General features: G+C 48.7%; 6 protein-coding genes and 4 rRNA genes (1 of these 10 only partly in view). All 10 read right to left on the reverse strand.

What is annotated here, in order from left to right; all coding sequences use genetic code 11:
- Positions 1-240 (reverse strand): 16S ribosomal RNA (locus AC51G0_RS16865); it reaches 1313 nt to the left of the window's first position.
- A gap of 329 nt (positions 241-569) precedes the next feature.
- Positions 570-685: ribosomal RNA gene (rrf, locus tag AC51G0_RS16870) — 5S ribosomal RNA — on the reverse strand.
- A gap of 183 nt (positions 686-868) precedes the next feature.
- Positions 869-3759: ribosomal RNA gene (locus AC51G0_RS16875) — 23S ribosomal RNA — on the reverse strand.
- Positions 3760-4071: 312 nt separating this feature from the next.
- Positions 4072-5624, reverse strand: a 16S ribosomal RNA gene (locus AC51G0_RS16880).
- Together the 16S, 23S and 5S rRNA genes form the textbook arrangement of a ribosomal RNA operon.
- 752 nt (positions 5625-6376) lie before the next feature.
- Positions 6377-7117 carry a 3'(2'),5'-bisphosphate nucleotidase CysQ gene (gene cysQ, locus AC51G0_RS16885; protein ID WP_496299900.1) on the reverse strand — a complete coding sequence of 247 codons (741 nt, stop codon included), beginning with the start codon at positions 7115-7117 and terminating at the stop codon, positions 6377-6379.
- 12 nt (positions 7118-7129) lie between these two features.
- A complete protein-coding gene (gene cysC, locus AC51G0_RS16890; RefSeq protein WP_496299901.1) occupies positions 7130-7753 on the reverse strand; it encodes an adenylyl-sulfate kinase in 624 nt (207 codons plus the stop codon).
- A gap of 40 nt (positions 7754-7793) precedes the next feature.
- Entirely contained in the window at positions 7794-9521 is a 1728-nt protein-coding gene (locus AC51G0_RS16895) for an SLC13 family permease (protein ID WP_496299902.1), read from the reverse strand.
- 4 nt (positions 9522-9525) lie between these two features.
- A complete protein-coding gene (gene cysN, locus AC51G0_RS16900; protein WP_496299903.1) occupies positions 9526-10956 on the reverse strand; it encodes a sulfate adenylyltransferase subunit CysN in 1431 nt (476 codons plus the stop codon).
- Positions 10957-10966: 10 nt separating this feature from the next.
- Positions 10967-11875 (reverse strand): sulfate adenylyltransferase subunit CysD, encoded by a 909-nt coding sequence (cysD, locus tag AC51G0_RS16905; protein ID WP_496299904.1) that lies wholly within the window; start codon positions 11873-11875, stop codon positions 10967-10969.
- A 13-nt stretch (positions 11876-11888) separates the two neighbouring features.
- On the reverse strand, positions 11889-13310 hold the full coding sequence (cysG, locus tag AC51G0_RS16910) for a siroheme synthase CysG (protein ID WP_496299905.1): 1422 nt from the start codon (positions 13308-13310) through the stop codon (positions 11889-11891).
- Positions 13311-13359: the final 49 nt, after the last annotated feature.

The following is a 13359-nucleotide window of genomic DNA, read 5'->3' on the forward strand; positions in this document are numbered from 1 at the left end:
AATCTTAGCGCGAGAGGCCCGAAGGTCCCCCTCTTTGGCCCGTAGGCATTATGCGGTATTAGCTATCGTTTCCAATAGTTATCCCCCACACTAAGGCATATTCCCAGGCATTACTCACCCGTCCGCCGCTCGCCGCCCAACAGATCCCCCGAAGGGTCAATGTTGTCGCTGCCGCTCGACTTGCATGTGTTAGGCCTGCCGCCAGCGTTCAATCTGAGCCATGATTAAACTCTTCAATTAAAGTTTTGTTGTTTCTTTCGAAACGGCTCAATGAATACTGATTGAGTTCCTAGTGACTAGAAGCTAGTTCCTAGAAGCTCGAATTGACTGTGCCGATATTTCTATCGTTTTGGTCACTCAGTTCATTGATAAATCTTTCGACTTAACTTTTTCACGAGTGCCCACACAGATTGCATGGTCAAATTGTTAAAGAGCTTTGCTTTCAAGCGTTTAACGCTGAAGCAGGAGGCGTATAATACGCTTTCCACTTTGAAAGTCAACATAATATTCTAAGTTTTCACTTAAAATCTTATGGTGACTCACCTCTGACGAGGTCAGTCAAAATTAAAGCCTGGCGATGTCCTACTCTCACATGGGGAGACCCCACACTACCATCGGCGCTATTACGTTTCACTACTGAGTTCGGCATGGGATCAGGTGGGTCCATAATGCTATGGTCGCCAAGCAAATTCTGTTTTATTCACCGCCCAAAGGCGATAAATAGCAATCTGGGAAAGTTAACTAGTTGTTCTCAGCACCATTCAAGTGCTTCGTGGAGTCCATACCTACATGGATGTAGGCAATACTGATAATCGTCTTGGTCCGGCATTCCGGGAACGATTTCAGTGAAAAACCCCTTGGGTGTTGTATGGTTAAGCCTCACGGGCAATTAGTACAGGTTAGCTCAATGCCTCGCAGCACTTACACACCCTGCCTATCTACGTCGTAGTCTCCAACAACCCTTTAGGATACTTAAAGTATCAGGGATGACTCATCTCAGGGCTCGCTTCGCGCTTAGATGCTTTCAGCGCTTATCGATTCCGAACTTAGCTACCGGGCAATGCCACTGGCGTGACAACCCGAACACCAGAGGTTCGTCCACTCCGGTCCTCTCGTACTAGGAGCAGCCCCCTTCAATCATCCAACGCCCACGGCAGATAGGGACCGAACTGTCTCACGACGTTCTAAACCCAGCTCGCGTACCACTTTAAATGGCGAACAGCCATACCCTTGGGACCGACTTCAGCCCCAGGATGTGATGAGCCGACATCGAGGTGCCAAACACCGCCGTCGATATGAACTCTTGGGCGGTATCAGCCTGTTATCCCCGGAGTACCTTTTATCCGTTGAGCGATGGCCCTTCCATTCAGAACCACCGGATCACTATGACCTGCTTTCGCACCTGCTCGAATTGTCATTCTCGCAGTCAAGCGGGCTTATGCCATTGCACTAACCTCACGATGTCCGACCGTGATTAGCCCACCTTCGTGCTCCTCCGTTACTCTTTGGGAGGAGACCGCCCCAGTCAAACTACCCACCAGGCACTGTCCGCACCCCCGATAAGGGGGCGACGTTAGAACATCAACACTACAAGGGTGGTATTTCAAGGACGGCTCCACCATATCTAGCGACATGGTTTCAAAGCCTCCCACCTATCCTACACATGTAGGGTCAATGTTCAGTGCCAAGCTGTAGTAAAGGTTCACGGGGTCTTTCCGTCTAGCCGCGGGTACACAGCATCTTCACTGCGATTTCAATTTCACTGAGTCTCGGGTGGAGACAGCGTGGCCATCATTACGCCATTCGTGCAGGTCGGAACTTACCCGACAAGGAATTTCGCTACCTTAGGACCGTTATAGTTACGGCCGCCGTTTACCGGGGCTTCGATCAAGAGCTTCGACCGAAGTCTAACCCCATCAATTAACCTTCCGGCACCGGGCAGGCGTCACACCGTATACGTCATCTTTCGATTTTGCACAGTGCTGTGTTTTTAATAAACAGTTGCAGCCACCTGGTATCTGCGACTCCCAGTAGCTCCATCCGCAAGGGACTTCACCGCCAGGAGCGTACCTTCTCCCGAAGTTACGGTACCATTTTGCCTAGTTCCTTCACCCGAGTTCTCTCAAGCGCCTTGGTATTCTCTACCTGATCACCTGTGTCGGTTTGGGGTACGATTGCTTACAACCTATCGCTTAGAGGCTTTTCCCGGAAGCATGGCATCAATGACTTCATCACCGTAGTGACTCGACATCGGGTCTCAGCCTTAAGATGGTCCGGATTTACCTAAACCATCAGCCTACACCCTTGAACCAGGACAACCGTCGCCTGGCCCACCTAGCCTTCTCCGTCCCCCCATCGCAGTTATAAGCAGTACAGGAATATTAACCTGTTTCCCATCGACTACGCCTTTCGGCCTCGCCTTAGGGGTCGACTTACCCTGCCCCGATTAACGTTGGACAGGAACCCTTGATCTTCCGGCGAGGGAGTTTTTCACTCCCTTTATCGTTACTCATGTCAGCATTCGCACTTCTGATACCTCCAGCAAACCTTACGATTCACCTTCAACGGCTTACAGAACGCTCCCCTACCCAATGCAGTAAACTGCATTGCCGCAGCTTCGGTGTATAGCTTAGCCCCGTTAAATCTTCCGCGCAGGCCGACTCGACCAGTGAGCTATTACGCTTTCTTTAAATGATGGCTGCTTCTAAGCCAACATCCTGGCTGTCTGAGCCTTCCCACATCGTTTCCCACTTAGCTATAACTTTGGGACCTTAGCTGGCGGTCTGGGTTGTTTCCCTCTCCACGACGGACGTTAGCACCCGCCGTGTGTCTCCCGGATAGTACTTACTGGTATTCGGAGTTTGCAAAGGGTTGGTAAGTCGGGATGACCCCCTAGCCTTAACAGTGCTCTACCCCCAGTAGTATTCGTCCGAGGCGCTACCTAAATAGCTTTCGGGGAGAACCAGCTATCTCCAGGTTTGATTGGCCTTTCACCCCTAGCCACAAGTCATCCGCTAATTTTTCAACATTAGTCGGTTCGGTCCTCCAGTAAGTGTTACCTCACCTTCAACCTGCCCATGGCTAGATCACCTGGTTTCGGGTCTAATCCTAGCAACTGTACGCCCAGTTAAGACTCGGTTTCCCTACGGCTCCCCTATACGGTTAACCTTGCTACTAAAATTAAGTCGCTGACCCATTATACAAAAGGTACGCAGTCACACCACGAAGGTGCTCCTACTGCTTGTACGTACACGGTTTCAGGTTCTATTTCACTCCCCTCACAGGGGTTCTTTTCGCCTTTCCCTCACGGTACTGGTTCACTATCGGTCAGTCAGGAGTATTTAGCCTTGGAGGATGGTCCCCCCATGTTCAGACAGGATATCACGTGTCCCGTCCTACTCGATTTCACTAAGAGCGCGCTGTCGGCTACGGGGCTATCACCCTTTACTGCTGTGCTTTCCAGCACATTCGCCTAACGCTCAACTAGCTTAAGGGCTAATCCGGTTTCGCTCGCCGCTACTGCCGGAATCTCGGTTGATTTCTGTTCCTCGGGGTACTTAGATGTTTCAGTTCCCCCGGTTCGCCTCGCTACGCTATGTATTCACGTAGCGATACTGGCTTATGCCAGTGGGTTTCCCCATTCGGAAATCCCAGTCTCAGGTGGCTTTTACTGCCTAAACTGGGCTTATCGCAAGTTAATACGTCCTTCATCGCCTCTGACTGCCAAGGCATCCACCGTGTACGCTTAGTCACTTAACCATACAACCCCAAGAGGTTTCGTATGGTCAACAACCAAGGTTTGTGTGCCTGATAAGGACACAATTGGTTTTTCGCCGGACTCTACACAAGACACTTGAATGTGTTTGCTTGAGAACTCGTTTCATCTCTCGATGAAACATTTTAATTCAATTGTAAAAATTGAATTTACTAGTCAGCTTTCCAGATTGTTAAAGAGCATAACGCAAAAAGCGTTAATCAATAACCGGAGTCATTCATTAGCGCTTTCGCTGTTCTTTCACATTTTAACCAAGCAATCTGTGTGGACACTGCATAAAACAGCAAGTCTTTAGGTAAGGAGGTGATCCAGCCCCAGGTTCCCCTAGGGCTACCTTGTTACGACTTCACCCCAGTCATGAACCACACCGTGGTAAACGCCCTCCCGAAGGTTAAGCTATCTACTTCTGGTGCAGCCCACTCCCATGGTGTGACGGGCGGTGTGTACAAGGCCCGGGAACGTATTCACCGTAGCATTCTGATCTACGATTACTAGCGATTCCGACTTCATGGAGTCGAGTTGCAGACTCCAATCCGGACTACGACGTACTTTGTGGGATTCGCTCACCATCGCTGGTTGGCAGCCCTCTGTATACGCCATTGTAGCACGTGTGTAGCCCTACTCGTAAGGGCCATGATGACTTGACGTCGTCCCCACCTTCCTCCGGTTTATCACCGGCAGTCTCCCTGGAGTTCCCGCCATTACGCGCTGGCAAACAAGGATAGGGGTTGCGCTCGTTGCGGGACTTAACCCAACATTTCACAACACGAGCTGACGACAGCCATGCAGCACCTGTCTCAGAGTTCCCGAAGGCACGAAACCATCTCTGGTAACTTCTCTGGATGTCAAGAGTAGGTAAGGTTCTTCGCGTTGCATCGAATTAAACCACATGCTCCACCGCTTGTGCGGGCCCCCGTCAATTCATTTGAGTTTTAATCTTGCGACCGTACTCCCCAGGCGGTCTACTTAACGCGTTAGCTCCGAAAGCCACGGCTCAAGGCCACAACCTCCAAGTAGACATCGTTTACGGCGTGGACTACCAGGGTATCTAATCCTGTTTGCTCCCCACGCTTTCGCATCTGAGCGTCAGTCTTTGTCCAGGGGGCCGCCTTCGCCACCGGTATTCCTTCAGATCTCTACGCATTTCACCGCTACACCTGAAATTCTACCCCCCTCTACAAGACTCTAGTCTGCCAGTTCAAAATGCTGTTCCGAGGTTGAGCCCCGGGCTTTCACATCTTGCTTAACAGACCGCCTGCATGCGCTTTACGCCCAGTAATTCCGATTAACGCTCGCACCCTCCGTATTACCGCGGCTGCTGGCACGGAGTTAGCCGGTGCTTCTTCTGTCGCTAACGTCAAGGCATGCAGCTATTAACTACACACCCTTCCTCACGACTGAAAGTACTTTACAACCCGAAGGCCTTCTTCATACACGCGGCATGGCTGCATCAGGGTTTCCCCCATTGTGCAATATTCCCCACTGCTGCCTCCCGTAGGAGTCTGGACCGTGTCTCAGTTCCAGTGTGGCTGATCATCCTCTCAGACCAGCTAGGGATCGTTGCCTTGGTGAGCCGTTACCCCACCAACAAGCTAATCCCACCTGGGCTAATCTTAGCGCGAGAGGCCCGAAGGTCCCCCTCTTTGGCCCGTAGGCATTATGCGGTATTAGCTATCGTTTCCAATAGTTATCCCCCACACTAAGGCATATTCCCAGGCATTACTCACCCGTCCGCCGCTCGCCGCCCTTAACGTCCCCCGAAGGTTCAGTTAAGTCGCTGCCGCTCGACTTGCATGTGTTAGGCCTGCCGCCAGCGTTCAATCTGAGCCATGATCAAACTCTTCAATTAAAGTTTTGTTGTTCCTTTCGGAACGGCTCAATGAATACTGATTGAGTTCCTAGTGACTAGAAGCTAGTTCCTAGAAGCTCGAATTGACTGTGCCAAATAACCCCTCTCTATAAAGAGAAAAAGTATTTGTATTGGTCACTCAGTTCATTGATAAATCTTTTGACTAATCATTTTACGAGTGCCCACACAGATTGCATGGTCAAATTGTTAAAGAGCGTTGACTCAACATCTTGTGTTGGTCAGGGCTGCGTATGTTACGCGCCTCTATTTTTAAGTCAAGAAGTATTTTTGATTTAATCAAAACCACTCTCTGACTGGCCTCAACGATGCAAAATGTTATTTTTAACGATTTCGTCTAACTCGCTGAAGAAGTTGGCCATTCTAAGCAATTAAAAGTCAGTGTCAAGCACTTAATTTCAATGATTTTCTTTACCAACCTATTTACCTACAAGTTATACACAGCTTGCAAATAGCTTACTAAGTGCCTAGCTGCCTTGTTGGTGAGGCGGCATTATAGGGGGGCAAGGAGATATGACAACCGATATTTTGATCTTTTTTACTGATCGATGATGATTCAATCCAAAACCCACATAAATGACAATAAATACATCAATTCAAAACCACAAAACAAAGACTCTAAACTCATTGCAGTAGATTAAGCGTAGTCAAAAATAAAAAGAAGTGATCTTATTTGAGAGAATTCGTAAAAAAGGCAGCCTTAGGCCGCCTTGGTCTTGTCGCAATAAAGATGATTAAACAGCGACAATGAAGTGAGGGTTAAGTAACTCTTCCCTGTGATAACTCAGCTCTTCACCATTAAGCTGTTTAACTGTTGCTCCTGCACTTTCCGCAATACATTGTCCTGCAGCTGTATCCCACATCATTGTTGGACCTAGACGTGGATAGTATTGAGCTCGCCCTTCGGCCACCAAGCAGAACTTTAACGATGAACCGACTTCTGTCATCTTATGCTCGCCAAGCTCTTCTAGGTATTTCGCCATATCTGGGCTAGGGTGTGAACGGCTACCTACCACCGTAGGAACAGTTGCCGGCCTGATCTTGATTTGATCCCGGCCTGCTTTCGTTTGTAGCCAGGCTTTTTCATTATCACCTAACCATGTTTTATCCAATGCTGGAGCATGGACCACAGCCAAGGTCGGCTTTCCATTCTTTATCAAGGCAATATTAACGGTGAACTCACCATTCTTACGCAAAAACTCTTTGGTTCCGTCAAGAGGATCCACCAGCCAGAATGAAGACCAATGCTGTCGCTCTGGCCAAGGAGTATGGGCAGACTCTTCAGATAGGATAGGAATATCTGGTGTTAAAGCTTTTAACTGCTCAACAATAATAGCATTAGCAGCGAGATCTGCTTCCGTTACCGGGCTACTGTCAGCCTTTTCAGAAACTTGAACATTGCCGTGATAACGCTCCATGATAGCCACCCCGGCTTCTAGCGCTATACCATAAATCGATTCGAGTAGAGTACTCACCCGCGGCTCCTTTTATTCGCAGATAATCTGACGTTCTTTCAACGACTCCAAACACAGCTCAACCAACTCTGCTATCGATGCCTCTCCAGCTTGCAAATGGATTTCTGGAGAATCTGGCGCCTGATATTCAGAATCAATCCCTGTGAACTGCTTAATTTCACCTGCTCGTGCTTTCTTATACAAGCCTTTCGGATCACGCTTCTCACATTCAGCTAATGGTGTATCGACAAAGACTTCAAGAAATTCACCTTCCGGCAATAAGTCACGAACCAGCTGACGTTCCTGACGGTGGGGGGAAATGAATGCACTCAGCACAATTAAGCCGGCGTCTGCCATTAGCTTGGCCACTTCACCAATTCGCCGAATATTCTCACGACGATCTTCAGCTGAAAATCCGAGATCTCGGCATAACCCATGCCTGACATTATCCCCATCCAGCAAATAAGTATGGTGCCCCAGCTCTGCAAGACGAGATTCCAGTGCGCCTGCTACTGTTGACTTCCCAGCGCCACTCAAACCGGTAAACCACATGACACAAGGTTTTTGTTTTTTCTGCTGGGCGCGAAAAGCCTTATCTGTTTGATGGCTATGCCATACAACATTCTCATTATCATGAGACTGAACGGTGGCTGTCATAATAAACTCCGTTTCGTGACGTTCAATTTTAAAAGTAGGTTTAAAAAGGAAATAGTTGAGGGATCAATGAAAGAACAACCACTGAATACACAATAGATATCGGTAAACCGATTCTCAGATAGTCTCTTAGTTTGTAGTTCCCAACGCTATATACCAATAAGTTAGTCTGGTAACCATAAGGAGAGATAAAGCTGGCACTGGCCCCAAACAAAATAGCCATAATGAACGGCATAGGGTCAGCGCCATAGCTCACAGCCAAACTGTAAGCGATGGGAAACGACAAAGCAGCCGCGGCATTATTCGTTATCAATTCAGTTAACACTAAAGTCAACAGGTATACCGCTATCAAGGCGCCATATATTCCCCAACTATCAAATGATGTCATGAGCATATTGCCCATACGCTCGGACAGGCCGCTGGAAAGCATCAATTGGGCTAGCGATAAGGCAGAACCAACAATCACTACGATATCAATCGGGAACCGCCGCCTTATTTCAGCAAAAGAGATGATACCTGTTACCACCAGCACCAATAGGTAAGCTGCCAGCCCATTGATAATAGGAAAAAAATCCAGTAAGGCTGATGCAATTACCGCCATGAAGCCAACCAGTACAGTTAAACTTTTGGTGCTATCAAGCCTCGCACTGGAGTCCAAGCCGTTAACCAAAACAAATTCACGGTTTAACTGCTGCTTTTTTTCATTGAATGTTTTACCGGGTACCACCACTAAGGTATCACCAGCATGAAGTTCGATGTTGCCAAGCCCACCAGCCAAACGTTCATGTCCTCGGCGGATAGCAACAACAACGGCATCAAAACGCTCCCTAAAGCGAACACTCTTCAGCGTTTTTCCTCGAATTCCGGCTGAGTGACTGACGATCACTTCCAACATTGACTGGCCATTGAGGTGGTGCTGGCCAAATAAATGTAAGCCATTTATTTCCTGTAAGGTGGTAACACTTTCAATATCACCGCAAAACAATAAAGTATCACCTGCCATTAGCCGAGTATCTGGGCATACCGGCGCTATTGTTTTGCCATTGCGGATCACCTCGGCCAGAAACAAACGCCGCAGTGCCCTTAGGCCATTGTCGGTAACGGTTTTACCTGCAAGCGGCGAACCACCTTCAATTCTGGCTTCAAGGAAGTAAGGCAAATCATCCTGACTATGATCATCATAAACAGGCAATAGGTAGCTTAACGGGACCAAAATAATCAGCCCTATAACCAACACCGCCAACCCTATGGTTGTTGGAGCAAAAAAACCTAAACTGGGTAACCCTGCGCCTTCAACAAAACTGTTGATGATCAAATTGGTGGAAGTCCCAATCAGCGTCAGGGTTCCGCCTAAAATGGCGGCATAAGACAGTGGAATCAGTAATCTTGATGGTGCATGGCGCTGATTACGTTTAATTGCACCGATCAACGACACGACGACTGCGGTGTTATTGGTAAACGATGACAGAAACGCCGTCGATAACCCTAACTTGGCTACTACGGTAGACTGGCCACCTTGGGAAATTTGACGCCCGACCCAGCTGATCAGGCGTGTTTTCTCCAAGGCAATGGAAACAAGGATCAGCAGCACCAAGGTCAACAGTGATGAATTAGTAAAATTGCCCGCCAACGTTGGCAGATCAATCATTCCAACCTGAAAGCCGACAAAGGCCGCCCCGGCAAATAAATAAGCCGGTTTGATCCGTGTTGTCAGCAGACAGGTTACTATCACCATTAACATGGCAAGAACCATTCCTTGTTCCCAACTCATGCCATTATCCCAGTAGTTTACTGATATCTTTCGCATCCCAATGCGGGAAGTGCTTACGGATCAGTGCATTCAGCTCGACTTCAAACTCGCTAAACGAATTGTCTTGCGCTTTGTCAGTACCTGCCAAGGCCTCACGAACCATACCCGCCCCAACCGTTACGTTGGTTAAGCGATCGATAATAATGAACCCACCGGTATCAGCACTATTTTGGTAAGCATCAACGGCAATCGCTTCATTCAACGTGACTTCACACAGTCCAATACCATTTAGCGGTAATGCCTCAACAGCGAAAGTATCCAGGTTATTGATGTCTACCTGATGACGTATTGCTTGTACTGAACCTATCGTTTTCTTGCCAGCAACTTTAATATCGTACTGACGGCCGACTTCCAGTGGTGCTTCTGCCATCCATACAATGTCAGCTAGTAACTGATTGCTCAGTGGAACGTCATCATCAGCGGCAACGATGGTGTCACCACGGCTAATGTCGATCTCATCCGCCAGGGTTAGTGTTACCGCCTGACCAGGATGTGCTTCTGGCAAATCACCATCAAAAGTCACGATACGATCAATAGTAGAAGTTTTACCTGACGGTAACGCTTTAATTCTATCGCCCGCCTTTATGACGCCTGAGGCAATCGTTCCGGCAAACCCCCGGAAATCTAAATTAGGGCGGTTCACATACTGCACCGGGAAACGAAAATCACCTGATTCGCGTTCCTGACCAAAATCAACATCTTCTAGAAGCGTTAATAGTGAGTCGCCATCATACCAAGGTGTTTTATCACTCAGGCTAACAACGTTGTCGCCATCAAGTGCCGAAAGCGGCACCAACTTAATATCAAGTTCAGCATTAAGCTTCTCGGCAAACGCCAAGTACTCATCACGAATCGCTTCGAAGCGTTCTTGTTCATAGCCAACCAAGTCCATCTTGTTAATTGCCACAACAAAATGACGAATACCCAGTAGGCTGGCAATGTAGGAGTGACGGCGAGTTTGATCCAGCACCCCTTTACGGGCATCAATTAAGATCACGGCAACATCACAAGTCGATGCGCCCGTTGCCATATTCCGGGTGTACTGCTCATGCCCGGGGGTATCAGCAATAATGAATTTACGTTTTTTGGTTGAGAAATAACGGTAAGCAACATCAATGGTGATGCCCTGCTCACGCTCGGCCTGAAGGCCATCAACCAATAACGCTAGATCTGGTCTGTCTCCGGTCGTACCGACTTTCTGGCTATCGGTATGGATGGCGGCCAACTGATCTTCATAGATCTGGTGAGAATCATGGAGCAGACGACCAATCAGCGTACTTTTTCCATCATCAACAGAGCCACAGGTTAAAAACCGAAGCAACGATTTATTATGGTGTTGGTCAAGGTAAGCTTCTATGCCTAGCTCAGCCACTTGTTGTTCAATAAGACTGTTCATATATCTTTCCTTAGAAGTAACCTTGACGCTTTTTCAATTCCATCGATCCTGACTGATCGTGGTCAATAGCCCGGCCCTGGCGCTCACTGGATGTTGCCACCAGCATTTCTTCAATGATACCCGGTAGCGTTTTGGCCTCTGATTCAATGGCTCCCGTCAGTGGGTAGCAACCAAGGGTGCGGAAACGTACGCTCTTGTGCTCAATTTTCTCACCAGGCTGTAGTTCCATACGCTCATCATCCACCATGATCAACATGCCATCACGATCGACAACAGGACGCACTTCAGACAGGTACAACGGGACAATCTCAATGCCTTCTAGGTAGATGTACTGCCAGATATCAAGCTCAGTCCAATTCGACAACGGGAAGACCCGGATACTCTCACCTTTGTTGATCTGACCGTTGTAGGTTTTCCAAAGTTCAGGACGCTGGTTTTTCGGATCCCAGGTATGGTTCTTGTCACGGAAGGAATAAACACGCTCTTTGGCTCGTGATTTTTCTTCATCACGACGCGCACCGCCAAATGCAGCATCAAAACCGTATTTGTTCAGTGCTTGCTTCAGGCCCTGGGTTTTCATGATATCGGTATGCTTTGACGAGCCATGCTTGAAGGGGCTAATCCCCATTGCCATGCCTTCTGGATTTTTGTGTACCAGCAAATCAAAGCCGTACTTTTCAGCGGTGCGATCGCGAAATTCGATCATTTCACGGAATTTCCAGTCGGTATCCACATGTAGCAGAGGGAATGGGATTTTGCCCGGATAGAACGCCTTGCGTGCAAGGTGCAACATAACCGATGAGTCTTTCCCGATGGAATACATCATCACGGGGTTATCGAACTCAGCAGCCACTTCGCGGATAATATGAATACTCTCCGCTTCTAACTGCTTGAGGTGGGTTAAACGTTTAGGGTCCATCACTCTCTCCATACTATGCCAACTTCACAACATCAGACTGCTGCGATTGCTGTTCCTGCTTTCCGAACCAATGTAGTTTTTCTGATAAATTCACCACTTCCCCGACGACAATCAATGAGGGAGAAGCGGCGTGTTGAGCTAACTCTGCCAGCTCACTGAGCTGACCTTTCAATACTTTTTGCGATTTCTGCGTACCACGTTCAATGATGGCAATAGGCGTCTCTGCCTCACGGCCGTGGGTCAGTAACTGCTGCTGGATGTGGCTGGATTTCATCAGCCCCATATAAATCACCAAGGTTTGCTTGCCACGGGCAAGGGTTGACCAATCCAGCTGATCGCCATCCGGCTTTAGGTGCCCGGTAATGAACATCGCTGTTTGAGCATAATCACGGTGGGTTAATGGAATTCCGGCATAGGCCGTCGCTCCCGCCGCTGCCGTAATACCCGGCACAACCTGAAAAGGGATATCGGCATCAAACAGTACTTCCAGCTCTTCGCCGCCGCGGCCAAAAACAAACGGGTCACCACCTTTGAGGCGAACGACACGCTTGCCCTGCTTGGCATAATGAACAATAAGTTGATTGGTGTCTTCCTGCGGCACACTATGGAAACCGGCTTTCTTACCCACGCAAACCAACTCGGCATCGCGGCGAACTAACTCCATCACCTCATCTGAAACCAAGTAGTCATATAGCACGACATCAGCCTGTTGCATTAACTGCAAAGCACGTAGCGTAAGCAGGCCAGCATCACCAGGCCCTGCACCAATCAAGGCCACTTGCCCGTGAGGTTGTACTTGCTGCTGCGTTTGCTGCGCTAGGGAAGTCAACTCCTGCTCGGCTTCTTTTTCCTGACCTGAAGCGACAAGTTCGGAAAAACGTCCATCAAACGCCTGCTCCCAAAAATGCCGACGCGCCGACAGTGAAGATACGCTTTGGGTCAACCGTGCACGAAAGCGCCCGGCAATGTCTGCCATCCGGCCTAGGTGCTGAGGTAACAGTGCTTCTAACTTTTCACGAATTAACCGGGCAAGGACGGGTGCCTTGCCAGAAGAAGAAATGGCGACGATGATCGGCGAGCGATCAACAATAGAAGGAACAATAAAACTGCAGCGCTGAGTATCATCAACGACATTCACCATCACCTGGCGTTGGTTAGCCGACTGGTACACCAAAGCATTCACCGCTTTGCGATCGGTCGCGGCAATAGCCAAGAAAATGCCATCTAGATCTGACGGTACAAACTCTTCAGCCTGATGAATAATGCTGCCAGCCTGTAAGGCTTGCTGAAAATCATGATTCAGCTCTCGGGCAATCACTCGCACATCGGCTCCCGCCTTCAAGAGCATGCGGGTTTTACGCCATGCGACTTCACCGCCCCCAACAACCAAGCAAGGTCGACGTTTTATGTCTGCAAAAATTGGCAAGTAATCCATTTACAGCGCCCTCTGTTCCTATAACTAAAAGCACTATAGTCGGGCTGGA

Source organism: Photobacterium sp. HL06 (assembly GCF_059552575.1).